This is a genomic window from Actinomadura monticuli, from assembly GCF_041463655.1.
GTDB classification, from domain to species: domain Bacteria; phylum Actinomycetota; class Actinomycetes; order Streptosporangiales; family Streptosporangiaceae; genus Spirillospora; species Spirillospora monticuli.
On record NZ_JAXCEI010000005.1, the window covers coordinates 142,145 to 167,542 of the forward strand.

The 25,398-nt window shown below is 71.8% G+C and carries 24 protein-coding genes and 1 pseudogene; 14 read left to right on the plus strand and 11 right to left on the minus strand.

Annotation, left to right across the window (positions count from 1 at the left end; translation table 11 throughout):
• Positions 1 to 5: 5 nt before the first annotated feature.
• Positions 6 to 215 carry a DUF397 domain-containing protein gene (locus tag SM611_RS12510; RefSeq protein ID WP_371949660.1) on the minus strand — a complete coding sequence of 70 codons (210 nt, stop codon included), beginning with the start codon at positions 213 to 215 and terminating at the stop codon, positions 6 to 8.
• The gene (locus SM611_RS12515; protein WP_371949661.1) at positions 212 to 1,024 is read right to left on the minus strand and encodes a helix-turn-helix domain-containing protein; all 813 of its coding nucleotides are present in this window, start codon (positions 1,022 to 1,024) and stop codon (positions 212 to 214) included. The genes SM611_RS12510 and SM611_RS12515 overlap by 4 nt, the downstream gene beginning before the upstream one ends.
• A gap of 130 nt (positions 1,025 to 1,154) precedes the next feature.
• Between SM611_RS12515 and SM611_RS12520 the strand changes: the two genes are divergently transcribed.
• Genes SM611_RS12520 through SM611_RS12530 form a run of 3 tightly spaced genes read left to right on the plus strand, consistent with a single transcriptional unit; the run spans position 1,155 to position 1,791 of the window.
• Entirely contained in the window at positions 1,155 to 1,298 is a 144-nt protein-coding gene (locus SM611_RS12520) for a hypothetical protein (protein ID WP_371949662.1), read from the plus strand.
• Positions 1,299 to 1,312: 14 nt separating this feature from the next.
• Positions 1,313 to 1,516, plus strand: coding sequence for an ATP-binding protein (locus SM611_RS12525; protein ID WP_371949663.1), 204 nt, complete (start codon positions 1,313 to 1,315; stop codon positions 1,514 to 1,516).
• Entirely contained in the window at positions 1,513 to 1,791 is a 279-nt protein-coding gene (locus SM611_RS12530) for a hypothetical protein (protein WP_371949664.1), read from the plus strand. The genes SM611_RS12525 and SM611_RS12530 overlap by 4 nt, the downstream gene beginning before the upstream one ends.
• A gap of 96 nt (positions 1,792 to 1,887) precedes the next feature.
• Here SM611_RS12530 and SM611_RS12535 read toward each other — a convergent pair whose 3' ends face one another.
• The 5 genes from SM611_RS12535 to SM611_RS12555 are packed head-to-tail and all read right to left on the minus strand — an operon-like array spanning position 1,888 to position 7,154.
• Positions 1,888 to 3,180: a DUF58 domain-containing protein gene (locus SM611_RS12535; protein ID WP_371949665.1), complete on the minus strand. Its 1,293-nt coding sequence runs from the start codon at positions 3,178 to 3,180 to the stop codon at positions 1,888 to 1,890.
• Positions 3,180 to 4,178 (minus strand): AAA family ATPase, encoded by a 999-nt coding sequence (locus SM611_RS12540; RefSeq protein WP_371950036.1) that lies wholly within the window; start codon positions 4,176 to 4,178, stop codon positions 3,180 to 3,182. The genes SM611_RS12535 and SM611_RS12540 overlap by 1 nt, the downstream gene beginning before the upstream one ends.
• Positions 4,179 to 4,207: 29 nt before the next feature.
• Complete coding sequence (locus SM611_RS12545; RefSeq protein WP_371949666.1) at positions 4,208 to 5,416, minus strand: DUF4350 domain-containing protein; 1,209 nt, start codon at positions 5,414 to 5,416, stop codon at positions 4,208 to 4,210.
• Entirely contained in the window at positions 5,410 to 6,087 is a 678-nt protein-coding gene (locus SM611_RS12550; protein ID WP_371949667.1) for a DUF4129 domain-containing protein, read from the minus strand. The genes SM611_RS12545 and SM611_RS12550 overlap by 7 nt, the downstream gene beginning before the upstream one ends.
• A complete protein-coding gene (locus tag SM611_RS12555) occupies positions 6,084 to 7,154 on the minus strand; it encodes a hypothetical protein (RefSeq protein WP_371949668.1) in 1,071 nt (356 codons plus the stop codon). The genes SM611_RS12550 and SM611_RS12555 overlap by 4 nt, the downstream gene beginning before the upstream one ends.
• Before the next feature lie 250 nt (positions 7,155 to 7,404).
• Between SM611_RS12555 and mtrA the strand changes: the two genes are divergently transcribed.
• The 7 genes from mtrA (at position 7,405) to SM611_RS12590 (ending at position 16,056) form a co-directional block, all read left to right on the plus strand.
• Positions 7,405 to 8,082 carry an MtrAB system response regulator MtrA gene (mtrA, locus tag SM611_RS12560; protein WP_138636641.1) on the plus strand — a complete coding sequence of 226 codons (678 nt, stop codon included), beginning with the start codon at positions 7,405 to 7,407 and terminating at the stop codon, positions 8,080 to 8,082.
• Between the two features lie 28 nt (positions 8,083 to 8,110).
• The gene (gene mtrB / locus SM611_RS12565; RefSeq protein ID WP_371949669.1) at positions 8,111 to 9,736 is read left to right on the plus strand and encodes an MtrAB system histidine kinase MtrB; all 1,626 of its coding nucleotides are present in this window, start codon (positions 8,111 to 8,113) and stop codon (positions 9,734 to 9,736) included.
• Positions 9,733 to 11,523 (plus strand): LpqB family beta-propeller domain-containing protein, encoded by a 1,791-nt coding sequence (locus SM611_RS12570; RefSeq protein WP_371949670.1) that lies wholly within the window; start codon positions 9,733 to 9,735, stop codon positions 11,521 to 11,523. Before mtrB ends, SM611_RS12570 begins: the two co-directional genes overlap by 4 nt.
• 66 nt (positions 11,524 to 11,589) lie before the next feature.
• Positions 11,590 to 12,270, plus strand: coding sequence for a ComF family protein (locus SM611_RS12575; RefSeq protein ID WP_371949671.1), 681 nt, complete (start codon positions 11,590 to 11,592; stop codon positions 12,268 to 12,270).
• A 740-nt stretch (positions 12,271 to 13,010) separates the two neighbouring features.
• A complete protein-coding gene (gene hpf / locus SM611_RS12580; protein ID WP_371949672.1) occupies positions 13,011 to 13,685 on the plus strand; it encodes a ribosome hibernation-promoting factor, HPF/YfiA family in 675 nt (224 codons plus the stop codon).
• Between the two features lie 281 nt (positions 13,686 to 13,966).
• Complete coding sequence (locus SM611_RS12585; RefSeq protein ID WP_443112132.1) at positions 13,967 to 14,734, plus strand: response regulator; 768 nt, start codon at positions 13,967 to 13,969, stop codon at positions 14,732 to 14,734.
• 92 nt (positions 14,735 to 14,826) lie between these two features.
• A complete protein-coding gene (locus tag SM611_RS12590; RefSeq protein WP_371949673.1) occupies positions 14,827 to 16,056 on the plus strand; it encodes a winged helix-turn-helix domain-containing protein in 1,230 nt (409 codons plus the stop codon).
• Positions 16,057 to 16,175: 119 nt separating this feature from the next.
• Here SM611_RS12590 and SM611_RS12595 read toward each other — a convergent pair whose 3' ends face one another.
• Positions 16,176 to 16,508, minus strand: coding sequence for an HGxxPAAW family protein (locus SM611_RS12595; RefSeq protein WP_371949674.1), 333 nt, complete (start codon positions 16,506 to 16,508; stop codon positions 16,176 to 16,178).
• Between the two features lie 183 nt (positions 16,509 to 16,691).
• On the opposite strand from SM611_RS12595, the gene secA reads away from it, so the two are divergent.
• Positions 16,692 to 19,565, plus strand: a complete 2,874-nt coding sequence (gene secA / locus SM611_RS12600; RefSeq protein WP_371949675.1) for a preprotein translocase subunit SecA — start codon at positions 16,692 to 16,694, stop codon at positions 19,563 to 19,565.
• 49 nt (positions 19,566 to 19,614) lie between these two features.
• On the opposite strand, the gene SM611_RS12605 is transcribed toward secA, so the two are convergent.
• From SM611_RS12605 to SM611_RS12615, 3 genes are all read right to left on the minus strand, one after another.
• On the minus strand, positions 19,615 to 20,079 hold the full coding sequence (locus SM611_RS12605) for an Rv3235 family protein (protein ID WP_371949676.1): 465 nt from the start codon (positions 20,077 to 20,079) through the stop codon (positions 19,615 to 19,617).
• A 267-nt stretch (positions 20,080 to 20,346) separates the two neighbouring features.
• Positions 20,347 to 21,720 (minus strand): PTS transporter subunit EIIC, encoded by a 1,374-nt coding sequence (locus SM611_RS12610; protein ID WP_371949677.1) that lies wholly within the window; start codon positions 21,718 to 21,720, stop codon positions 20,347 to 20,349.
• A 23-nt stretch (positions 21,721 to 21,743) separates the two neighbouring features.
• Positions 21,744 to 22,484: a GntR family transcriptional regulator gene (locus SM611_RS12615; RefSeq protein ID WP_371949678.1), complete on the minus strand. Its 741-nt coding sequence runs from the start codon at positions 22,482 to 22,484 to the stop codon at positions 21,744 to 21,746.
• Between the two features lie 450 nt (positions 22,485 to 22,934).
• On the opposite strand from SM611_RS12615, the gene nagA reads away from it, so the two are divergent.
• The 3 genes and pseudogenes from nagA to SM611_RS12630 form a co-directional block, all read left to right on the plus strand.
• Positions 22,935 to 24,095 (plus strand): N-acetylglucosamine-6-phosphate deacetylase, encoded by a 1,161-nt coding sequence (nagA, locus tag SM611_RS12620; RefSeq protein WP_371949679.1) that lies wholly within the window; start codon positions 22,935 to 22,937, stop codon positions 24,093 to 24,095.
• The gene (locus tag SM611_RS12625; RefSeq protein WP_371949680.1) at positions 24,092 to 25,132 is read left to right on the plus strand and encodes an SIS domain-containing protein; all 1,041 of its coding nucleotides are present in this window, start codon (positions 24,092 to 24,094) and stop codon (positions 25,130 to 25,132) included. The genes nagA and SM611_RS12625 overlap by 4 nt, the downstream gene beginning before the upstream one ends.
• A gap of 19 nt (positions 25,133 to 25,151) precedes the next feature.
• Positions 25,152 to 25,394, plus strand: a pseudogene (locus SM611_RS12630) (PTS sugar transporter subunit IIB); the annotation flags it as partial.
• Between the last annotated feature and the right edge of the window lie 4 nt (positions 25,395 to 25,398).

Here is a 25,398-nt window from a genome sequence, read left to right on the forward strand (position 1 = left end):
GTCACTCAAAGGCATCCTGAGGTGTTGGACGGCGCGTCCAGGCCCCCGGCTTTGACGTCGCGCACGAGCTTCCGGAAGGTCGCCTGTGAGAGCGCGAACATCGGCCCGTGCGGGTCCTTGCTGTCCCGTACTCCGATGTTCCCCGGACGTCGCGCAACCTCCACGCAGTCACCGCCGGACGTGTTGCTACGCTTCGCCTTGCGCCAAACGATCATCGGTAGGTCTCCAAAGCTCTTTCGAGGGCGGCCCGGGTTGAGCCGATTCCTTCCGCTGTGTCGCTGATGCGGTCGTACCTTACTGCGTACCGCTGGACGTCTCCTGGGTCGGTGACGAGGCGTCCGCGTTCCGGAGCGTCCGCGAATGCGACATCCCTATCTTCCACCGTCATGATGCGGAATGAGCCGTCCAGCCCGACATGGGCCCCCGAAGCTCGCTCGAGAACACGCATGTTGACGTTGGGTAGGTCCGCAGCCGTGAGCAGGTGATTGATCTGCTCGCGCATCACGTTGGTGCTTCCCACGGGCTGAGCGAGCACGGCCCAACTCAAGATGACGGTCAGATGCGGCGGGTCGGGCTGCCCGAACACGGCTTCCTGCCGAGCGAGTCTCGTCTTCACAGCCCTTTCCACGTCGTCCACCATCCCTGAAGAGAGTGCGGCCCGCGCGTAGTCCTCCGTCTGGAACAGGCCCGGGACCAGGAGCGCCTCCCACATGCGGTGACGTGTCGCCCGTGCCTCGTGCCACGTCAGTCCGGTGAACCAGTCGCCGTCATCGGACGCTTCGGCCCAGCGCACGAGCCGCGCGAACGGGATCACGGGCTTCCAGATCTCGTCCAGCCGCTCCGCGTACCTGACCGACAGATGGATGGACGCGTTCTCTACCCGGGAAACATAAGAACGATGGCACCCAATTTGATTGGCGAGCGCTTGGCCGGTCAAACCGGACAATTTGCGGAGCCGCAGCGCTTCAAGGGCTATGAAGTGCCAGATTGAACGGTCCGGGTCTAGTTCGTTACGCAGTGACACGGAAACCTCCGGGGGTTACTGAGGTTCGCGAACGTAGAAAAGATATCTCGCGGCGGCTCATTCTGTGTGGCGTACGGCACAGATGTCGAGCCGAGGCGCCGGGGATGCCGCCCCGGGAGCGGAGTATCAGATGATCGCGTTCAAACCGGATATCGAGAAGATCAAAATGGCGCGGGATCACGTCGCCGCGATCGCGGCCGGCTGGCCGGTGGACGAGTATCTGGTGCGGGTCGTGGCCTCGGAGTTGATCACAACGCGATCCGGCACGCGGTGACGGACGAGGTCCGGGTGGACGCTCGTTCGGACGGTCGCGTCTGCGTGGTGGAGGTCTGGGACGGCGATGGCAGGCTTCCGGTGGTGTGCCGCCCCGGCCCGGACGCGGTGGGCGGCCGGGGGCTGGTGATCGTCGGGGAGCTCGTCACGCGGTGGGGCGCGGTGCGCGATGACCGGGAGGGTGGCAAGACCGTCTTCGCGGAGTGGACCGTCCCGTGAGCTCGCCAGAGCAGATCGCCGCCGATTCGCTCTACCAGCGCGCCGTCCTGCGCGTGTACGGCCCGTGGCTCTCCTCGGACGTGCCGCCCGACTCGGAGCGCCGCCGGGCACTGGCGCGGGTCCGGCACGCGCGGCTCGTTCTGGCCATGCGCGGCACGCCTCTTCCTCCGGACCCGCCCGCCGAAGTCAGGTTCAACCAGATGGGAACCCCCGATGAAGAGGCAAGCGACAGGCTGACGATCATCGCGTGTGGTGCGGGGCGCCACTCGTGTTGATCTGCGGCGTGTTGTTGGTATGGCGACGCGGATAACAACAACACGCCGCAGGTCAACGGCGTCCCGAAGAGCGCCGCAACCTTCTTTGGGATCCGATCAGAGCCTGCCCGCCGCCTTCAGGGCCAGGTAGGCGTCGGCAAGGGCGGGGGCGATCTCGTCGGGCGGGGCGTCCACGACCTCGACGCCGTGGCCGCGCAGCTCCGCGGTGAGGCGGCGGCGCTCGGCGCGGGCGCGCTCGGCGGCGGCGGCGTCGTACACGGACGCGAGGTCGCCGCGCCCGGCCGCCATCTCGCCGACGCGCGGATCCGACACCGCCGCGATCATCACCAGGTGGCGGGAGGTGAGCTGCGGCAGCAGCGGCAGCAGCCCCTCCTCCAGCGCGGCCGTGTTCAGCTCGGTGAGCAGCACCACCAGGCACCGCTGCCGGACGCGCGCCATCAGCGTCGACACCATCCCGGCGGCGTCGCATTCGAGCAGCTCCGGCTCCAGCGGCGCCATGGCGTGCACCATCGCGGGCAGCAGGTCCGTCCGGGACGCGCCCTCCACCCGGACGCGGACCCGCCGGTCGTAGGCGAGCAGGTCGACGCGGTCGCCGGCGCGGGACGCGAGCGCGCCCAGCAGCAGCGCCGCGTCCATCGAGCAGTCCAGCCGGGGTATGTCGCCGACCCGGCCGGCGGACGTGCGGCCGGTGTCGAGCACCAGGTAGATGCGCCGGTCGCGTTCGGGCCGCCACGTCCGGACGACGACGTCGTTGCGCCGCGCGGTGGCCCGCCAGTCGATGGACCGGACGTCGTCGCCGTCCACATACTCGCGCAGCGAGTCGAACTCGGTGCCCTGCCCGCGGATCAGCGCCACGTGCGCGCCCGTCAGCTCCCGCAGCCGCGCCAGCTTCGCCGGCAGGTGGCGGCGGGACGGGAACGCCGGCAGGGCGCGCACCGTCCAGGGCGCGGCGCGCGACAGCTGCCGCGCCGCCAGCCCGAGCGGCCCGACCGAGCGGACGACGACGGTGACGGCCTTCCGGTCGCCGCGCCGCGTCGGCGTCAGCGTCATCTCGACGCGGCGGCGCTCACCGGCGGGCACGTCCACCCTGACCGTGCGGGGCGCGGCGCCCGCGCTCGGCGGCCACACGTCCCGCAGCCGGGCCTTGAGGCGCCGCCGGCCCTGGTTCTCCACGATCAGCGACACCCGTGCGGTCTCGCCGAGCCGCACGTTGGTGTCGCCCGCGCGGTGGAAGCGCAGCGCCCGCACGTTCCCGGCGAGGAGCAGGTCGGCGACGACGCCGAGCAGCAGGACGCCCCACACCGCGAGCAGCGCCCACCAGTGCGGCGCGAACAGCGGGACGAGCGCGCCGAGCAGGGCCAGCAGCCCCAGGCGCCCGGTCAGCGCCATCAGCGCGGGGCGGGGACGTGGGCGAGGATGCCCTCCAGCACGCCGTCGGCGGTCGCGCCCTCCAGCTCCGCCTCGGGACGCAGCTGGACGCGGTGCCGCAGCGTCGGCCTGGCCAGCGCCTTCACGTCGTCCGGCGTCACGTAGTCGCGGCCCGACAGCCACGCCCACGCGCGGGACGTCGCCAGCAGCGCCGTCGCGCCGCGCGGCGAGACGCCGAGCTGCAGCGACGGGGACTGCCGGGTCGCCCGGCACAGGTCCACGACGTAGGCGGCGACCTTGGGGTCGAGGTGGACGGTCCGGACGGCGGCCTGGCCCGCGGCCAGCTCGCCCGCGCCCGCGACCGCCTTCACCTCCGAAAGGTCGCGCGGGTCGAAACCGGACGCGTGCCGCTGGAGCATCGAGATCTCCTCGTCCCGCGTGGGGACGGGGACGGTCAGCTTGACGAGGAACCGGTCGAGCTGGGCCTCGGGCAGGGGATAGGTGCCCTCGTACTCGATCGGGTTCTGCGTCGCGCACACCACGAACGGGTCGGGCAGAGCGCGCGCGGAGCCCTCCACCGAGACCTGGCGCTCCTCCATGGCCTCCAGGAGGGATGCCTGCGTCTTCGGGGGCGTCCGGTTGATCTCGTCCGCCAGCAGGAGGTTGGTGAAGACGGGACCCTCGCGGAACTCGAACTCGGCCGTCCGGTTGTCGTACACCAGCGACCCGGTCACGTCGCCGGGCATCAGGTCCGGGGTGAACTGGACGCGCTTGAAATCGAGGTCGAGGGCCCGCGACAGCGTCTTGATGAGCAGCGTCTTCGCCGTGCCGGGGACGCCCTCCAGCAGCACGTGGCCGCGGCACAGCAGCGCGATCACGAGACCCGTCACCACGGAGTCCTGGCCGACGACCGTCTTGGCGACCTCGCCGCGCAGCGCCGTCAGCGCCGCGCGGGCCGTCTCGGCCTGCCGCCGGGCCTCCTCCGACGGCGCCCCGGCCCCCGTGCCGCCTTCGGGCACATCGTCCTTCCCGAGCTCTACAGGGGTGTTCAAGACTGGCGTACCTGCCTTTCCAGGTCGTCGAGGACGTCCGAGAGGGCGATGAGCCCGGCGTCGTCCAAGGGTTCGGGGCCGAACAGGGCCGCCCAGACGTACGTCTCGTCGTAGGGCGTGCGGCGGGCGACCGCCGTGACGATCTCCTGCGCGGCGGAGGGGTCCTGCGCGCCGCCGCGGGGCAGCCCGAGGAGCGGGACGATCCGTTCGCGGGCGCCGGAGCGCAGCGCGTCCGAGGCGCGGTCGCGGGCGTGCCCGGCCCGGTAGAGGCGGGCGCGTCCCTCGACCGCCTCGGCGGACCGGACGACGACGGGCAGCGCCTCCGCCACGACGGGGCCGAGGCGGCGGGCCCGCCACAGCGCCACCAGCAGCACCGCGACCAGCAGTTCGAGGAAGAACAGCTTGACGCCGAACGGCAGCAGGTCGCCGAGCGACTGCTGCCCGGCCGCCTCGCCCGGCTCCGGCAGGCCCGGGTCGAGCCACACCGTCGAGGTGCCGCCGCCGGCCAGGTTCATCGCGAGCGCGGCGTTGCCCTCCTCGGTGAGCCGCCCGTTGGTCAGCGGGGCGGTGGCCCCCAGCACGGTCACCGTGCCGGACCCCGTCTGCACCTGGACGACCCGCGCGCCGCCGTACCGGGTCTTGTAGCAGGCCGTCCCGGGACCGGTGATCTCGTAGGTCTCCGACTCGTGGAACGCGACCTTCCCCGCGAGGGACGCGACCGGCAGGGCGCAGCCCGGCACGGCGGTCTCCTCGAAGCTCGGGCCGGCCCTGCGCACCTGCGGGACGAGGTCGTCCAGCGCGTACGCCGTCGGCCGGATCAGCAGCAGGTCCACCTGCACGCCGCTCAGCATCCGCAGGTCGTCGTCGGTGAGCCGCTCGGTGCGCGTCACCACCAGGGTGCCGCGCGGGTCGGCCGCGATGAGGGCGTCCTCCATGGTCCGCGTGACGGTCACGCCGGTGCCGTGCTGCCGCAGGATCTCCGTGAGCGCCTTCGCGCCGTCCTGCTTCGGGGAGTCCGGGTCGAGGGTCTCCGCCGACGTCGACGGGCGCAGCGCCGCCAGGACCACGGCGATCACGAGCATCGCGAGGAGCGCCGCGACCACGCCGCGCGCCGACCGCCAGCGGCGGCCCGCGACCTGCCGCGCGGACGGCTCCGCCGGCCCGCTCGCCGCCGGTCCTCCCGCCGCCGGGGCCCGGGTCACCACCGCGGGCCCCCTTCCTCGCCGGCCCCGGCCAGGCTGAGGTCGTCGGCCTCCAGCGGCTTCGGCTTCGTCGCCCGCAGCCGCTCGTCCAGCGCCTTCATCACCGCGTACCCCTCGACCGTCCCCGGACGGTCGCCGTACCAGACGTCGTCGAAGATCCGCACGCCCGCCGCCAGCTCGCCGGCCAGCTCCGGCACGGCCTCGCCCGCCTCCGCCGCCAGCTCGTCCGCCGTCCGCCCCGGCCGCGCCGCCAGCACCGCCCGCTCCTCCAGGTCGCGGGCGATGGCGCGGAGCCGCTCGCGGATCGCCTCGGCCCACATCCCGGCGGCCGCGTGCCGCTCCGCCGCGTCCCGGTGGTCGAGCGCGGTCGACGGCTCCTCGTCCAGCAGCGGGTCCTTGCGGGAGCGCGGGTTGCGGCGGCCCCACATCAGCCACACCACCAGGCCGACGGCGACGAGCGCGATCACGACGATGATCGCGATGGACGTCCAGCCGCCGCCGCTGCCCTGCGAGTCCGGGTTCGGCGCCTGGCTGGACAGCTGGCGCAGCCACTCGGTGAACTCGTCCCACCAGCGCTCCAGCCAGGACGGCTTGTCGCGCTGGTAGACCTGCTTCTCCAGCTCGCGGCGGGCCATCTCGCGGGCCTCGTCGCGGCCGATCGGGTCGAGGATCACGGGTTCGCTCCCGTCCAGGGATGGGCCGGCGCCGGATCGGTCCGCCACAGGTCGACGAATCCGTCGTCACGATCGGGGGGGCCGGTGCGCTCGGCGCCGGCGACCGCGGCGGCGGAGCGTCCCCGGATGCGCAGGTCGAGGTCGAAGCCCTCGCGGCGCATCCGCCGGTCCATGTAGAGCAGGGCGATCACGCCCGCGTCGAACGGCAGCACCACCGACCAGCTCACGATCCGGCCGGCCGTGTCGACCGCGAGCGCCCCCATCGTCGCGCCGCTGCCGGACGCGTCGCCGAAGAAGACCAGCTGGATGATCAGGAACGGGATGCGGAGCGCGAAGAAGCCCATGAACACGGTCACGAGCAGGGCGAGCAGGAGCGTCCCGCACGTCCGGAACCACCGGCCCTTGGACAGCGTGACGGCCCGGCGCAGCGCGCCCGTGACGGTCTGCCGCTCCAGGACCACCGCGGGGACCGCCTGGACGAACAGGATGTAGAGCCACACCATCAGACCGATGCCGAGCGGGAACCCGATGATCGCCGCGACCGCGCCGAGCGCCGGATGCGCGTCCACGGCGATCAGCGCGAAGAACGGCACGATCGGCAGCACGAGCGCGCCCAGCGAGATCCCCATGACGGCCGCCGCGGTGGCGGCCAGCCGCCCGAGCCTCGGCCGGGCGTCCCGCCACGCCTGCCGGGGCGCCATCGGCAGCCCCACCAGCTCGCGGCCCAGGATCGGCGCCACCAGGCCCGACATCAGCAGGATCCCGTACGCCGACAGGACCAGGCCCAGCACCGTCAGGGTGACCTGCGCGCCGAGCGACTCCAGCAGGACGTCCGGGGTGACCTCGTCGCGGGCGTCGCGGCCGATGAAGAAGTACGCGGCGACCGAGCTGGTCACCTGGATCACCGTGCTGATGGCCACCGCGAGGCCCAGCGTGGTGCGGGGCCGGCGCCGGATCCCGGCGATCGCGCCGTCCAGCATCTCCGAGATGGACAGGGGACGGAACGGGACGCCCCGCACTGCATCGGCGGCGCCGGCGTCGTCGTCCCAGCCGTCCGGTCCCGGCATTCTCGGCTCCCTGCGATTTCCCTGCGATGTCTGAGCGGGTCAGGTCATCCTGTCACGGGCGGCATGTCAACCTTGTGCCGGTTTCAGGAGTCACCTCTACAATTCCGGAGCCGCCCACCGGATGCGGGGGAGCCATGTACGACGCAAACGCGGGTAACCTTGCACGCCAAGGTATATCTCTCCCTGGCAAGGTGGCGCCGGAGCATCGCGCCCCACTCCACCGAACCCCGACTTTGTGACGATGAGGGCCATGAGAGGACGTGTACTGGTCGTCGACGACGATCTCGCGCTCGCCGAGATGCTCGGCATCGTGCTGCGGGGCGAGGGCTTCGAACCCTCGTTCGTGCACGACGGCGACAAGGCGCTGGAGGCGTTCCGGGAGACCCGGCCCGACCTCGTGCTGCTCGACCTGATGCTGCCGGGGGCCGACGGCATCGACGTCTGCCGGCAGATCCGCGCCGAGTCCGGGGTGCCGATCGTCATGCTGACGGCCAAGAGCGACACCGTGGACGTCGTCCTCGGCCTGGAGTCGGGCGCCGACGACTACATCGTCAAGCCGTTCAAGCCCAAGGAGCTCGTCGCGCGCGTCCGCGCCCGGCTGCGCCGCACCGACGAGCCCGCGCCCGAGACCCTGCAGATCGGCGACATCGCCATCGACGTCGCCGGGCACTCGGTGAAGCGCGGCGACCGGCACATCCCGCTCACGCCGCTGGAGTTCGACCTGCTCGTCGCCCTCGCCCGCAAGCCCCGCCAGGTGTTCACCCGCGAGGTGCTGCTGGAGCAGGTGTGGGGCTACCGCCACGCCGCCGACACCCGGCTCGTCAACGTGCACGTCCAGCGGCTTCGCGCCAAGATCGAGAAGGACCCGGAGCGCCCCGAGATCGTCGTCACCGTGCGCGGGGTCGGTTACAAGGCCGGGCCGGCCTGATTCCCGCGGACCCCCCGTGAACGCGGACATGAGGAGGGCCACGCGCTTCGTGCGGCGCGGCCTGGGGACGGCGCGGCGCTTCCTCGCCGGCGCCGTCGGCTCCGCCTACCTGCGCTGGCGCCGCTCCATCCAGGTCCGCGTCGTCACGTCCACGCTGTTCATCTCGGCGATCGTCGTGGCGATCCTCGGCGCGTTCCTGATGCAGCAGGTGTCGTCCGCGCTCATGGACGGCAAGGTCAAGGCGGCCCGCCTCCAGCTGGACGACGGCCTGGCCCAGGTCCAGCGCGACCTCGGCAACTCCGCCGGGGACGGCAGCAGGCTCAACTCCACCATCGACCGCCTCAAGTCGCGCAGCGGCCCGTCCGGGCTCTACGAGGTCTACATCCGCGACACCAACGAGCAGTACTTCGACGGGTACACGACCAACGAGCTGCGGCCCGAGAGCGTCCCGAAGCGGCTCCGCGAGGAACTGAAGAGCGCCCCCGCCGGATCGCCCGCCTACACCTACGGCAGGCTCTCCTACCTCGGGGGCAGGCCCGACGAACGCGGCCTCATCGTCGGCGGCCGGACCGGGCAGTTCGAGCTGTACTACCTGTTCCCGCTGACGCAGGAGCAGCAGACGCTCACGAACGTGAGCCGCTCGCTGGCCGGGGTGGGCATCGTCCTGGTGCTGCTCCTGGCCGCCATCGCCTCGCTCGTCACGCGGCAGGTCGTCATACCGGTGCGGCTCGCCGCCCAAGGCGCGCAGAGACTCGCCGCGGGGCGCCTCGAAGAGCGCATGAGGGTCCGCGGTGAGGACGACCTGGCCCGCCTCGCCCGCTCCTTCAACGACATGGCCGCCAACCTCCAGGAGAAGATCGGCGAACTGGAGGACCTGTCCCAGGTGCAGCGGCAGTTCGTCTCCGACGTCTCGCACGAGCTGCGCACGCCCCTGACCACCATCAGGATCGCCGCGGACATGCTCTACGAGTACCGGGACACCTTCGACGACCCCGCCGTCGGACGGTCCGCCGAACTGCTGCAGAGCCAGTTGGAGCGGTTCGAGTCGCTGCTCGCCGACCTGCTGGAGATCAGCCGGCACGACGCGGGCGCCGCGACGCTGGACGCCGAGTCCCTCGACATGCGCGACCTCGTCCTGCGTGTCGTCGGCGACATCCAGGGGCTCGCCGAGCGGAAGGGGAGCAAGGTCGTCCTGCAGCTTCCCGGCGAACCGTGCATGGCCGAGGTCGACCGCAGGCGCGTCGAGCGCATCCTGCGCAACCTCCTCGTGAACGCCGTCGAGCACGGCGAGGGCGAGGACATCGTCATCTCCGTCGCCGCCGACCGCGACGCCGTCGCCGTCGCCGTCCGCGACCACGGCGTCGGCCTCAAACCCGGGGAGGGGCAGATGGTCTTCGACCGCTTCTGGCGCGCCGACCCCGCCCGCGCCCGCACCACCGGCGGCACCGGGCTCGGCCTGTCGATCTCCCGCGAGGACGCGCAGCTCCACGGCGGCTGGCTGCAGGCGTGGGGCGAACCCGGCGCGGGCTCCCAGTTCCGGCTGTCGCTGCCCCGCGTCGCCGGCGCCGAACTGCGCGGCTCGCCGCTTCCGCTCGTCCCGCCCGGGGCCGGCGACGCCCGCCTGCTCTTCGCGGAGCTGGAGGCAGGCGAATGAGCCCCTGCGCCCACCGGGTCGCCGGCCTGCTGACGCTCGCCGTGCTCGTCCTCGGCGGCGCCGGCTGCGCGAGCGTGCCGAGCGGCGGGCAGGTCATCAGCGGCAGGCCCGCCGAACGCGCCGAACGCGTCGACGACCCCTACGTCCGGCTCATCCCCGTCAAACCGCGGCCCGACTGGGGGCCCGCCGAGATCGTCTCCGGGTTCCTCGCCGCGTCCGCCAGCTTCGACGACGGCCACAAGGTCGCCAAGATGTACCTGAGCGGCCAGACGTCCTGGAACCCCGGGCTGCGGCCCTTCGTGACCGTCCTCGCGAGCCGCGTCACCGACCCGCACGTGATCAAGGCGTCCGGGAACCAGGCCACCGTCCGGATCACCGGGGAGGAACTCGGCACGATCACCGCCGACGGGCAGTACACGGCGTCCCCGAAGAGCCTCGACGCCGCCTTCCAGCTCGCCAAGACCCCGCAGGGCGTCTGGCGCATCACCGGCCTGCCCGGCGACGAGAAGTCCGGCCTCCTGCTCACCAAGGACGACGTCGAGCGCGCCATGCGCACCGTCAACCTGTTCTTCTTCGCGCCCGACCGGCACACCCTCGTCCCCAACGGGATCTTCCTCCCGGTCGCGAACCGGCAGTCGCTGCCGACCCAGCTCGTCCAGGCCCTGCTCACCGGGCCGACGTCCTGGCTCGCCGGCGCCGTCGACAGCGCCTTCCCCAAGGGCACCCGGCTGCGCCGCACCGTCCAGGTCGACAAGGAGATCGCGACCGTCGACCTGACCAAGGAGGCGCGCGGCGGCGACATCGAGCGGATGTCGGCCCAGCTCAGCTGGACGATGCGGCAGCTGTCGGAGATCAAGCAGTGGCGGCTGCGGATCGACGGGGAGACCGTCGCCCCCGACGGCATGGACGCCACCCAGCCCATGAACGGGTGGGAGGAGAACTCGCCCGACGGCCAGTCGCCGCACGATGGCGCCCACCAGAACGCCTACGTCGTCGGCCCGTCCGGCTTCCTCGGCACCTTGGAGGGCGACCGCGCCCAGCCCGTCGTCACCGGCCCCGCCGGGCGCCTCTCGCGTCCCGCCGTCTCCCCCGGCTACCAGGAGTTCGCCGGCCTCAGCGCCGACGGCACCCAGGTCCTCGTCGCCGCGCCCGTCACCGGTTCGCCCGCCCCCCGCGTCCTGCTCACCGCGCACGAGGGCGCCCGCTTCACGGCCCCGTCCTGGAGCCGCGACGGCACCCTGTGGATCGTGGAGAGCAAGAAGGACGAGTCGTGGCTGTGGGTGCGCCGCCCCGGCAAGGGCGCCGTCCGCGCCGCCCACTGGGGCCTCGGCGGCCGCGAGGTGCTCGCCTTCCGCGTCGCCCGCGACGGCGTCCGCGCCGCCGTCATCGCCCGCATCGACGGCCGCCCCCAGGTGCAGCTCGGCCGCATCGCCCACGACCCCGACGGCTCCCTCGACGTCGGCTCCTTCCTGCCGGTGAGCTCCGAGCTCCAGGACGCCGTCGACCTCGCCTGGCGCGACTACAACACCTTCGCCGTCCTCGGCCGCGCCAAGCGCGACTCGCAGACCCTCCCGTTCCTGATGCCGATCAGCGGCAGCGCCATCACGTCCCTGGGCGTCGGCTCCCTCGGCGAGCCCCGCACGATCGCCGCCGCGCCCGGCGCCCCGATCCTCATCGGCACCCGCTCGTCCGGCAAGGACCAGATCTGCCGCCAGCGCACCCCCACCAACTCCTACAGCCCCTGGATCTGCCCGACCCCCGCTAAGGACCCCGACTACCCCCGCTGACCCGGGGTCGTCCACAGTCGCGGGAGTGCGGGACCGGCGGCGGCGCGGGGCGGCATCGTCGGAGGCATGGGGCTTCTCGACGATGTGATCGACCTGCTTCTGCCCGCGCGGTGCGCGGGGTGCGGGCAGGAGCCCGTGCTGCTCTGCGACGCCTGCGCGAGGCCCCTGCGCGCGCCTGCGCGGCCCGCCAGGCCCGCGCCGGCCGGTCTCCCTCCTCCATGGACGGTCGCCGCCTACGAAGGGCCCCTCCGCGCGATCCTGGCGGCCTACAAGGAACGCGGCCGGACGGCCCTCGCCGCGCCCTTGGGCGAAGCCCTGGCGACGGCCGTGCGAGCCGCCCTGCCCCCGGCCGCCGGTGCGGACGTCCGGGCGCCTCCGGTGATGGTGTGGGTTCCCTCGGGGCGGAGAGCCGTTCGGCGGCGCGGGTACGACCCCACGCGGGGCGTGGCCGAGGTCGCGGTGCGGCGGCTGCGCGCGGACGGCGTGCCGGTGACCATGGCGGACGTCCTGCGGCAGCGCGGGCGAGTCGCCGACCAGGCAGGGCTGACGGCCGTGCAGCGCGCGGCGAACGTGCGCGGCGCCGTCGAGGCGCGGGCCTGCGTCGCCGGGCGCCGGGTCGTGCTCGTCGACGACGTCGTCACGACGGGCGCCTCCCTGGCCGAGGCGGCACGGGCCCTCCGCGCGGCCGGCGCGGACGTGACCGCGACGGCCGCCATCGCCGCCACCCCGCGCCGCCACCCCCGGTGACCCGCCGCCCCGCCCGTCCCACCCGGGTGGGGAAGTTGGGCAATGGTGACATTCTTCACTTTTCTTCGAACGAGAGGCGGTTAGCTACATGGAGTAGCCGGGAAGTGTCCGGCTTGTCCCGGCTTGGTGGGGTGTCCGGGGTGGTTCAAGTCACACCGCGTCATGAAGGGGGGAGAGATTTTTGACACTGACCTGAGGGTCGGCATAGCTGACCTGGGCGAAGGGCGAGCATCGGGAACGCCGGGCGCGCAGGGGTTCACGGCTGGTGATGGGGCTCCTGGGGACGGCCGGAAGAGCCGCTGCGGCAGTCGGCGATGACGGTCCGTGAGTTTTTCCTCCGTCCACCCTCCTGACATTCGTCGCGTAAGGGGTTAGCGTTCCTGACATGGCACCCGCCCGGGTCCGTGGTTGCGTCGGATCGCAGTGCTCGTCAGGAGCACGGCAGACGATCCGGCTAGCCGATGCCAGGCGCAGGCGAAACGGCCCACGTAAGGCGACTTCTCGTCGACCGATCACGGTGCGCCTTAGAGGTAAGTCCTGCCCCATCGGGGGATCCGACATCCCCCGAACCGGGAGAAGGGCAGTAGTGGCGAGAGCGCCGCGAGCCCCTCAGCAGGCGGATGTGGGGACGAAGACCAGGTCGGCCGGGCGGGTGCGACCCACCGTCCTGTGGTGCCCGTCCGGGACTGTCAGGGGTCCCGGCCGGGCGACAAGCTCAACCGGGAGAAGGGGGGTCCCGCGTGGACATCACCGTGAGGGGCCGGCACACCGAGGTCAACGACAGGTTCCGCCGGCACGTCGACAGCAAACTGGCGAAGATCGAACGGCTTGACCAGAAGGTCATCCGCGTGGATGTGGAGGTGTCCGAGGAACGAAACCCACGGCAGGCCGACCAGCGCGAACGGGTGGAGCTGACGATCCGCTCCCGCGGCCCGGTGATCCGGGCCGAGGCCGCCGCCGACGACCGCTACGGCGCCCTCGACCTCGCGCTCGACAAGCTGGAGTCCCGGCTCCGGCGCGACTCCGAACGGCGCAAGGACCACGGCCTCAAGAACCAGGGCAAGAGCCACGGCAAGGGCCGCGCCAAGCTCGCGACGATGGAGACGCTCCCCGAGACGCTGCCCGAAACCGTCCCCGAACCGGCGCGGACCCCTGCGAAGCAGGCGGAGGTGGAGACCGAAGCCGTCGCCCAGGACGAGAGCCTCGTGCCGATCCCCATGGACGGCGACGGCCCCCTCATCGTCCGCGAGAAATTCCACCAGGCCGAGCCGATGGGCATCGAGCAGGCCCTCTTCGAGATGGAGCTCGTCGGCCACGACTTCTTCCTGTACCGCGACAAGGCCACCGGGCACCCCTCGGTCGTATACCGGAGAAGAGGCTGGGACTACGGAGTCATCAGGCTTGTCGAAGAGTGAGCCCCTCCATCTCGGTGATGCGGCGGACGCGCCACGTCACCGCCGGAACCATGTCATGATCTGAATAGGCGCATCAGCCGATCCACGGACGCGGCGCGTCCCGGGAACTTCCCGGGGCGCGCGGCGGTCGAACGGGAGACACCCCGGCTCGAAATCCCCAGGGTTCGTCCCCGGACCCCGTAAGTTCCCGAGGACGACCCGATGGGCGACAACCCTCCGGTAATTCCAGATCGCTGAACAGTGAAGGGGGGAAGCGGCGTCTCCTCCACGCCGCGACTCTGGTGAGCGAGAATCCCGAGACTCGCGACGCCGCGGCGGTGCCCCGTCAGGCCGGCGCCGACGCCTCCTCCGCCGGCCGCGACGCGGCGCGGTCGGCCGACGCGGCCGATCCCATCCGCGTGCTCATCGTCGACGACCACGCGCTGTTCCGCAGGGGCCTGGAGATGGTCCTCCAAGGCGAGGAGGACATCGAGGTCATCGGCGAGGGCGGCGACGGCCACGAGGCGGTCGAGATGGCCGGCGACCTGCTGCCCGACGTCGTCCTGATGGACATCCGGATGCCGCGCCGCAGCGGCATCGAGGCGTGCACCGCCATCAAGGACGCCGCGCCCAGCGCGAAGATCGTCATGCTGACCATCAGCGACGAGGAGGAGGACCTCTTCGAGGCGATCAAGGCGGGGGCCAGCGGCTACCTGCTCAAGGAGATCTCCATCGACGAGGTCCCGCAGGCCGTCCGCGCCGTGCACGGCGGCCAGTCGCTGATCAGCCCGTCGATGGCGTCCAAGCTCATCACCGAGTTCGCCGCGCTGGCCAAGCACAGCGAGGAGCGCACCCAGCAGGTGCCCGCGCCGCGCCTCACCGAGCGCGAGATGGAGGTGCTGCGGCTCGTCGCCCGCGGCCTCGGCAACCGGGAGATCGCCCGCGAGCTGTTCATCTCCGAGAACACGGTGAAGAACCACGTCCGCAACATCCTGGAGAAGCTCCAGCTCCACTCCCGGATGGAGGCCGTCGTCTACGCCGTCCGGGAGAAGCTCCTGGAGATCACCTGACCGGCCGCCGGCCCCGTCCCGTCCGCTGATCGCCCGGGGCGGGGGAGACCGGTAATCCGGTTTTGTCGGTGTCGTGTCGTAGCATCGCGGGCGTGGTGGATGCAGGTACGTTCGGCGAGGTCGAGCTCGGCGCGGACGAGGCGCGGCGGCTCCAGTTGCGCGCGCAGGGGTTCCTGGGGGCGCGTCCGAGGGGCGGGGTCCCCGCGATGCTGGAGCGGCTCGGCGCCGTCCAGCTCGACACGATCTCGGTCCTGGCGCGGTCCCACGAGCTGGTGCCCTACGCCCGCCTGGGCCCGGTGAAGCGCGGCGACATCGAGGCCGCCTACTGGGGCGACGGCTCCCGGCAAGCCCGCGGAGGCCCCAACGGCGGTGCGTTCGAGTACTGGGCGCACGCCGCGTCCGTGATCCCCATGGCCGACTGGCCGCTGTTCGCGTTCCGGCGGCGCGCGTACCTGCGCCGCGGCTGGCGCTGGCACAAGGTGCCCGAGGGCGTCTGCGACCAGATCCGCGCGCGCCTGAAGGCCGACGGCCCGCTCACCACCAAGGAGCTCGGCGGCGCCAAGGCGAGCGCCGAGTGGTGGGACTGGAGCGACCACAAGATCGGCATCGAGTGGCTGCTGGACATCGGCGAGGTCGTCTGCGTCGAGCGGGTCGGCTGGCGCCGGGTCTACGACCTGGCGGAGCGGGCCGTCCCGTCCGGGCTGCTCGCGCGGGACCTGGACGACGACGCCTGCCTGACCGCGCTGACGGCCCGCGCCGGACGCGCGCTCGGCGTGGCGACCCGCGGCGACCTCGCCGACTACTACCGGATTAAGCAGGACCAGGTCGACCGCGTGATCGAGGCGACCGGGCTGGTCCCGGCGCGGGTCGCCGGATGGTCCCAGCGCGCCTGGGCCGACCCCGCCGCGCTGGAGGTGCCGCCCCGGGGCAGGCACGCCACCACCCTGCTCTCGCCGTTCGACTCCCTCGTCTGGGACCGCGCCCGCGCGTCCCGCGTCTTCGGCTTCGACCACCGCCTGGAGGCGTACGTCCCGAAGGGCAAGCGCGTCCACGGGTACTTCGCGATGCCGCTGCTCGCCGGGGGCCGCCTCATCGGACGGGTCGACCCCGCCCGCGAAGGCCGCACCCTCATCGCGCGCCAGGCGTCGCTGGAACCTCGGGCCATCCGCACCGCGGCGCGCACGGAGACCTCGGCCGCGGCCCTCGCCACCGCCCTCTGGCGCGCCGCCGCCTGGGTCGGCTGCGACGACGTCCGAGTGGAGCGCACCGCCCTTCCCGCGGCCCTCATCGAATCCGCCCTGAGCGCGGCTGCGCCAACCTGACCACCACCCTCATTCCGGGCAGTACGGTACGGCCCGGAATGAGGGTTGGGGGCTGGTTGTTTTTGCCTGTATACGCGAAGTGGCCGACCCGGCAGGGGCGGCCACTTCCCGGGGGACGGTCAGCCGTGGGGGGATTCCTGGGTGTCGGTGGAGATGGGCCGGTCGAGGACCTCGCCCGCGTCGCCGCCGCGCCGCTTGGACGAGCGGGCGCCGAACAGGGAGTAGTCGACGATCTCGGGGATCACGCGGGGCGCGTCCACGACGACGTCGGCGAACAGGTGCACCATCCAGCTGACCAGCAGGCCGGCGACGATGATGCCGGCGCCGACCCACACCATGACCCACAGGGGGCCGAGGCAGAGCGCGACGCCGCCGACGACGAAGCCGACGAAGATGACGGCGACGGCGACCCAGGAGCTCGGGCGGCCGGCGTGTGAACCCTCTGAAGACATCTGGACTCCCTCCCGTGAGGTGTGAAAGATCCTCTCCGGGACCCGGAAAATCAAACGGAAGCCGCTGTGGATTGCGCTGTGGAGTGACCTAGACCATTCTGGGTCTCGCCTACGATGGCATCGTACGTGTGGTGTGCGTGCCGCCCTGAGCGGTGAACCACGATCTGCAAGGAGCCTTCGAGAGTGCCGCCAGTCATCGACAAGATCCTTCGTGCGGGCGAGGGAAGAACCCTGCGCAAGCTCAAGAAGCTCGCGGATCAGGTCAACTCGATCGAGGAGGACTTCCTCGAGATGAGCGACGCCGAGTTGCGCGAGCTGACCGACAAGTACCGGGAGCGCATCGCCGACGGCGAGTCCCTGGACGAGCTGCTGCCCGAGGCGTTCGCCACGGCGCGCGAGGCCGCGAAACGCGTCCTCGGCCAGCGCCACTACGACGTCCAGGTGATGGGCGGCGCCGCGCTGCATCTCGGGAACATCGCCGAGATGAAGACGGGTGAGGGCAAGACCCTGACCTGCGTGCTCCCCGCCTACCTGAACGCGCTGTCCGGCGACGGCGTCCACGTGGTCACGGTGAACGACTACCTGGCCAAGCGCGACGCCGAGTGGATGGGGCGCGTCCACCAGTTCCTCGGTCTCGAGGTCGGCGTCATCCTCCCGCAGATGACCCCGGACGAGCGCCGCGCGGCCTACAACTGCGACATCACCTACGGGACGAACAACGAGTTCGGGTTCGACTACCTGCGCGACAACATGGCGTGGAGCCTGGAGGAGTGCGTCCAGCGCGGCCACAACTTCGCGATCGTGGACGAGGTCGACTCGATCCTCATCGACGAGGCCCGGACGCCGCTGATCATCTCCGGTCCGGCCGAGCAGAACTCCAAGTGGTACTCGGAGTTCGCCAAGATCGTCCCGCGGCTGAAGCGCGCCGAGCTGGTCAGCACGGCCGGCCAGGTCGACGAGTACGGCCCCGGCGACTACGAGGTGAACGAGAAGAAGCGCACGGTCGGCATCACCGAGTCCGGCGTCGAGAAGGTCGAGGACTGGCTCGGCATCGACAACCTGTACGACTCGGTGAACACGCCGCTGGTGAGCTTCCTCAACAACGCGCTGAAGGCCAAGGAGCTGTACAAGCGCGACAAGGACTACGTCGTCATGAACGGCGAGGTCCTGATCGTCGACGAGTTCACCGGCCGCATCCTGCACGGCCGCCGCTACAACGAGGGCATGCACCAGGCCATCGAGGCCAAAGAGGGCGTGGCGATCAAGGACGAGAACCAGACGCTCGCCACGATCACCCTGCAGAACTACTTCCGCCTCTACGGCAAGCTGTCCGGGATGACCGGCACCGCCGAGACCGAGGCGGCGGAGTTCAACAAGACCTACAAGATCGGCGTCGTGCCGATCCCGACGAACAAGCCGATGATCCGCGATGACGTCGCGGACGTCGTCTACAAGACCGAGCAGGCCAAGTTCGAGGCCGTCGTCGACGACATCGCCGAGCGGCACGAGAAGGGCCAGCCGGTCCTGGTCGGTACCACGTCGGTGGAGAAGTCCGAGAAGCTGAGCAAGATGCTCAAGCGGCGCGGCATCCCGCACCAGGTGCTGAACGCCAAGCACCACGAGCAGGAGTCGGCGATCGTCGCGGAGGCGGGCCGCAAGGGCGGCGTCACCGTCGCGACGAACATGGCGGGCCGCGGCACCGACATCATGCTCGGCGGCAACCCCGACTTCCGCGCCGACCTGGAGCTGCACCAGCGCGGCCTGAACCCGCTGGAGAACGCCGAGGAGTACGAGGCGGCCTGGCCGGAGGCCCTCGAGAAGGCCAAGGAGGCCGTGAAGGGCGAGCACGAGGAGGTCGTCGAGGTCGGCGGCCTGTACGTCCTCGCGACGGAGCGGCACGAGTCGCGGCGCATCGACAACCAGCTGCGCGGACGGTCCGGCCGGCAGGGCGACCCGGGCGAGTCCCGGTTCTACCTGTCGCTGGAGGACGACCTGATGCGGCTGTTCAACTCGGCCCGCGTCGAGTCGATCATGACCCGGCTGAACATCCCGGACGACGTGCCGATCGAGTCCAAGATCGTCAGTAACGCGATCAAGTCGGCGCAGAGCCAGGTCGAGCAGCAGAACTTCGAGATGCGCAAGAACGTCTTGAAGTACGACGAGGTCCTGAACCGGCAGCGCAAGGTCATCTACGCCGAGCGCCGCAAGGTGCTGGAGGGCCAGGACCTGCACGAGCAGATCCGCGGCATGATCGACGAGGTCGTCGGGGGCTACGTCGCGGGCGCCACCGGCGAGGGCTTCGCCGAGGAGTGGGACCTCGACAAGCTGTGGAAGGCGTTCAAGCAGCTCTACCCCGTCTCGCTGACGGTGGACGAGCTGGTCGAGGAGGTCGGCGGCGACATCTCCGGCCTGGACGCCGAGACCCTCGCCGAGAAGATCCGCGAGGACGCCCAGGCGGCCTACGACAAGCGCGAGGAGGAGCTCGGCGCGGAGGTCATGCGCGAGCTGGAGCGCCGCGTCATCCTCTCGGTGCTCGACCGCAAGTGGCGCGAGCACCTCTACGAGATGGACTACCTCCAGGAGGGCATCGGCCTGCGGGCCATGGCGCAGCGCGACCCGCTGGTCGAGTACCAGCGCGAGGGCTACGACATGTTCAACGCGATGCTCGACGGCATCAAGGAGGAGTCGGTCGGCTACCTGTTCAACCTCGAGGTCGAGGTGGAGGAGCAGCCGGAGGCCCCGGCGGTCGGCGCCGCGCCCGTCTCGGTCGCCAAGTCCGCCCCCGCCGCCGGCGCGGAGGAGGACACCGTCCCCGCCGACGACGTGGAGGAGGCCGACGAGGCCCCCGCCATCAAGGCGAAGGGGCTGGAGAAGCCGTCCCGTCCGAAGAAGCTGGAGTACTCGGCGCCCACCGTGGACGGTGAGGGCGGCGTCGAGCTGCACAGCGAGGAGACCGACGACGAGTACGCGGGCGTGAACCGCAACGACCCGTGCCCGTGCGGCTCGGGCAAGAAGTTCAAGCGCTGCCACGGCGACCCGCGCAACAAGAACAAGTAGGGCCCGCGCGAAGCGGCCTCCCGGACGTCCGGGAGGCCGCTTCGCCGTGTCAGGGGGCGGTCGTCTCCAGGGCCGTGCAGCGCCACCGCCCGCGCGTGTGCGCGAGCCGCAGCGCCAGCGCGTGGACGCGTCCGGCCACGACGACCACGGCGACCGCCTCCGCCACCGCCGGGGAGGGCCGCTGCACCCTGCTGGACAGCACCTTCGGCGGAACGACCCGGTTGCCGCGCACCCCCGTGCTCCCGTGCGAGGCCACTTCGCGGCACACCGCCGGGACGGCGACGAGCGACAGCTGATGGACCGGCCGCGTCCCCGCCAGCACCTCCACAATGAGCCGCACGGCCGCGTCGGCGACCGCCCGCACCTCGGCCCCCATCCCGTCCCCTGGCCGTACGACGCGCAGCCCAGGCCCCCGCACCGGTACCGTCACCGGCCGGAGCGCGAGCGCCCCCTCGGTGGCCGGCGGACGGTACCGGACGATCCGGACCGCGGACTCGCCTGAACGTCGACGCATGAGAACCTCCTGGCTCGTTTGAAGACAGGAGTCGCGGAAGCCCCGGAAAATACGTCCTGGCCATGTCCGGCCTCCGCCGTAACGCGGAACGCACGGCCGGAGGCGAAAGGAGAGGCGGCGGGACGCCGGTGGGCGTCCCGCCGCCTCTTGGGAGCGGGTCCCGGACGGGGTGCGGGGAGTCCGGGACCTCGGGAGCCGGGCCGGTGGGCCGCCGGCCCGTGGAGCGCCGCGACGAGGGTGAGGGGAGTCGCGGCGCCCCGGGGAGGGTCAGCCGCCGGCGGGTGCCTCCTGGGGTTCGCCGGTGTCCTTGCGTCCCCGCTTCTTCTTCTCGCCGCCGGCCAGTTCCGGGCTGGCGGCCGGGTCGGCGGCGGTCGACTCCTCGCCCTCGGGCTCCCGGCCCGGGGTCGCGAAGTCGAACTTCGTGATCAGGAATCTGAAGATGAAGTAGTAGAGGAAGAAGTACAGGACGCCCATGCCGAGGATGAGCACGAGCCCCGAGGTGTTCTCCTTGCGGGCGTTCAGCAGCAGGTCGATGAGCCCGGCGGAGAAGCCGAAGCCGAGCTTGGCGCCGGCCGCCTCCAGGACGGCCATCGAGATGCCGGTGAGGACGACGTGCACGCCGTACAGGACGGGCGCGACGAACATGAACGCGAACTCGATCGGCTCGGTGACGCCGGTGACGAACGCGGTGAGCGCGGCGGAGATCATGATGCCGCCGACCGCGGGGCGCCGGTGCTTGGGCGCGGCGTGCCAGATGGCGAGCGCGGCGCCGGGCAGGCCGAACATGAGCACGGGGAAGAACCCGGCGAGGAAGCCGCCGGCGTTGGGGTCGCCGGCCAGGTAGCGGTTGATCTCGCCGTGGACGACGCCGTCCGAGGTGTTGTAGTCGCCGAACACGAACCAGATGAGCGAGTTCGGGATGTGATGGAGGCCGAAGGGCAGCAGCAGGCGGTTGATGACGCCGTAGATTCCGGCGCCGGCGGCGCCCGCCCCGGTGATCCACTCGCCGAAGTCGGTGAGCCACTGGCCGAAGTAGGGCCAGATGAAGCCGATCACGATGCCGAGCGCGAGGCCGGCGACGGCGGTGATGATCGGCACGAACCGGCGTCCGCCGAAGAAGGCCAGCCAGGTCGGCAGCTTGATCCGGTAGTAGCGCTGGTACAGCAGCGCGGCGATGACGCCCATCAGGATGCCGCCGAGGACGTCCGTCGGGTTCTTCGCGCCCCAGTCGATGACCTGCGCCTGCGCGCCGTCCGCCACCTTGGTGATGAGGACGTTGCCCTTGAGCTCCTCGGTGTGCGAGAACATGATCTTGGAGACTCGGTCGAAGACCAGGTAGCCGACCACGGCGGCGAGCGCGGTGGAGCCGTCGGACTTCTTGGCGAAACCGATCGCCACGCCGACGGCGAACAGCAGGGGCAGGGCGGCGAACAGTGCGTTGCCGGCCTCGCCGACGATCTCGGCGACGCGGTCCCAGCCGAGTCCGTCGGCGCCGAGCATGTCGGGCTGGCCGAAGCGCAGCAGGAGGGCGGCGGCGGGCAGGACGGCGATCGGCAGCATGAGGCTGCGGCCGATCCGCTGCAGCACCGCGAGGGCGCTCGACCTTCGGCGTGGTGCGGAGTCCACGGTTGTCGCGGTCATCGCGAGGTTCCTCCTCAGGGGTTTCAGGAGTGCGGCGGGGGGTTTCCGAGGGCCGTGTGGATCTGGTAGCGGTCCGCCCTGTAGGTCGACACGCCCAGCTCGGCGCACACACCTCCGGTGTACGAGCGGCGTTGCAGGAGCAGCACGGCGCTGCCGCGGGGGATCTGCAGGTGCCTGGCGTCGGCGGCGTCGGCCAGGCTGGCGTCGATGGTCTGGTCGCCCGCGTCGAAGACCAGCCCGTACACCGCTTCGAGGACGCCGTACAGGGAGCGGTCGGCGAGCCGGCGGTCGAGCAGGTCGGGGGCGAGGGAGGCCAGGATGTGCGCGCGCTCCAGGGCCATGGGCTCCCCGTCGGCGGTGCGCAGGCGTTCGATGACGTGGATGTCGGTGCCGGGTTCGACGCCGAAGATCCGGGCGAGCCGCGCGTCGGCCGGGACCGTCCGGCGGTCGAGGTCGATCGCCCCCGGCCGCAGCCCGCGGGCCAGCATGTCCTCGGTGAAGGAGACGAGCCGCAGCGGCATCTCGATCTTGGGACGGGCGACGAACGTGCCCTTCCCCGGGACGCGGTAGAGCCGCCCCTCGGAGACGAGCTGGTCGACGCCCTGCCGGACGGTCATGCGGGACAGCTCGTACCGGACGCACAGCTCGCGCTCCGAGGGGATCGGGGCGTCGACGGGCAGTTCCGCGCTCTCGATGAGGTCGAGAAGGATGGCGCGCAGCTGGAAGTACTTCGGTACGGGACTGTGCGGATCGATGGTGGTCACGGGGGTCCTCGATGGCCGGGGGCCGGATCGACGGGGTTCGCCATGTTCGGGCGGATGTTGGGGACGGACGGTGGTTCGACGATATTCGGTTAGGTTCGGACTGGTCTAGGCCGGACTAGACCACAGGATCGAAAGGCCTGTCAATGCACGAATTCATAACGACCCGGTCACGGGATCGCCCCGCCAAGATTGGAGAATCCGCAGGTCAGGACGTCCTTGCGGACGCGGCGTCCGGTTCGGTTCCGCCGGCCTGACCGCGTCCGGCGACCGCCGCGGTGCGCGCGGTGAACGACCCTCGCGCGCGAGGGATCCGGCGGCGGACGAGTTTCGCCCCGCATCTTCATCTCCCTCCGAATCGTGGAGTATGGTGCGTACTGGTCTAGTCCGGACTAGACCAGTCGAATCCGGAGGAACGACCCGCGATCGATCGCGTCACAGAGAGCGCGCACCATGGCATCACTACTGATCACGGCCGACCGCTTGATCATCACCCCCGCGGGCACTCCTACCCGCGTCGTCTCCCCGGGATACGTCCGGGTGCGGGACGGGGTCATCGCGGAGGCCGGCGAGGGGCGTCCGGCCGGTGAACCCGACGTCGACCTCCCGGACGGCCTGCTCGCTCCCGGTCTGATCGACCTCCAGGTCAACGGCTTCTTCGGCCACGACATGGTGGACGCCGGCGAGGCCGGCTGGCGCACCGTCGCCTCCCGCCTCCCCGAGACGGGCGTGACCGCGTTCCTGCCCACGTTCATCACCGCGCCGGTCGAGGCCCAGGCCGCCGCGCTGCGCCGCACCCGCGACCTCCTGCCGCGCCTGCCGGCCGGGACGCGCGTCCTCGGCGTCCACCTCGAAGGCCCGTTCCTGTCGGAGAGGCGGAAGGGCGCGCACAACGCCGCGCACCTCACCGACCCGGAGCCCGGCGCGATCAAGACGCTGCTGGAGACCGGCCTGGTCAAGCTCGTGACCCTCGCGCCCGAACGCGACGGCGCCCTGGCGGCGATCCGCGCCCTGACCGCCGCCGGCGTCCTGGTCAGCGTCGGCCACAGCGACGCCACCGCCGACCAGGCCGAGGCCGCGGCCGACGCCGGCGCCCGCATGGTCACGCACATCTTCAACGCGCAGACCGGGGTCGGTCACCGCGATCCGGGCGTCGCCGTGCAGGCGCTCATCGACGACCGGCTGCACCCCGGCCTCATCCTCGACCTGCACCACGTCGCGGCCAAGGTGGCGCGGCTGGTGTTCCGCGCCGCGCCGGGACGGGTCGTCCTCGTCACCGACGCCGCCGCGTCCGCCGGGATGCCGCCCGGCACCTACGACCTCGGCGGCGAGCCGATCACGATGCCCGCGGAGGGCCCGCCGCTGCGCGCCGACGGCACGATCGCGGGCTCCGGCCTCCGGCTGGACGAGGCGGTCGGCAACGCGATCGGCCTCGGCCTCGACCCGGCCGCCGCGGTCGACGCCGCCACCCGGGTTCCGGCCGACCTCATCGGACGTTCCGACCTCGGCCGTATCGCGCCCGGCGCCGCCGCCGACCTCGTCTGGCTCGGGCCGGACCACCGGGCGCGTACCACGTGGGTCAACGGGCAGAAAGTCTTCGGAGGGAGATCATGACCAGTCAGATGCGCGCCGAGATCGGTGAGCAGCCGGACGCGCTGCGCCGGACCATCGACGCGCTCCTCCCGCGCACCGCCGACATCGCGGCGCTCGCGCGGGGGACCCGGCAGGTGCTGTTCATCGCGCGCGGCTCGTCCGACAACGCGGCGGTGTACGGGCGCTACCTGGTGGAGGCGCACGCCGGCCGGCTGGCCACCCTCGCCGCCCCGTCCATCGCCACGACCTACCGGCGCCGGCTCGACCTGGACGGCGTGCTGGCCGTCGCGATCAGCCAGTCCGGCAAGACCGAGGAGATCGTCGAGACCCTCGACTGGGCGCGGGACTGCGGCGCCCGGACGGTCGCCGTCACCAACGGCGCCGGGTCCCCGCTCGCCGAGGCCGCCGAGGTCGCGCTGCTCACCGACGCGGGCGACGAGATCGCCGTCCCGGCCACCAAGACCTACACGACGCAGCTCGCCGCGCTGTCGGTGCTCGGCCTCGGCCTCGGCGCGGACGTCGCGGCCGGCGACCTGCGCCGCGTTCCCGGCGAGGTCGCCCGGATGATCGCGCTGACCGAGGCGTCCCCCGCGCTGCCCGAGATCGTCGAGGAGCTGGCGAAGGTCCCGGGCGCGGTGGTGTCCGGGCGCGGCATCGCGTTCGGCACCGCGCTGGAGCTGGCGCTGAAGATCAAGGAGGCGTGCTACCTGCACGCCATGGGCCTGTCCTACGCCGACCTGCTGCATGGCCCGATCGCCGTCGTGGACGCGCAGACCCCCGCGCTGCTCGTCGCGGCCGACGCCGGCCCGACGCTGTCCGGGACGGTCGCGCTGGCGAAGCGGGTCGTGGGCGCGGGCGCCCGCGCCTACGGCGTCGGCGGCGGCGCGGAGCTGGCGGCGGCGTGCTCGGCCGCGCTGCCCGGCCCCGCCCTGCCCGAATGGGTGGCGCCGCTCGGCCTCATCGTCCCCGGCCAGATCCTGGTCGAGAACCTGGCCCGCCGGCTGGGCGTCGACCCCGACGTCCCGCGCGGCCTGAACAAGGTCACCCAGACCGACTGACACGCCCCCGACAGAGAAGAGACGAGCAATGGACAAGGCCGAGGCCATCATCGCGGCGCTGGGCGGCGCCGACAACATCATCGAGATCGAGCCGTGCGCGACCCGGCTGCGCACCGAGGTGGAGGACGCGGGCAAGGTCGACGAGGCCGCGCTGAAGAAGGCGGGCGCGTACGGCGTCATGCGCAGCGGCACCGTCGTGCAGGTCGTCGTGGGCACCGAGGCCGACACCATCGCCAGCGACATCGAGGACATCCTCGACTGACCGG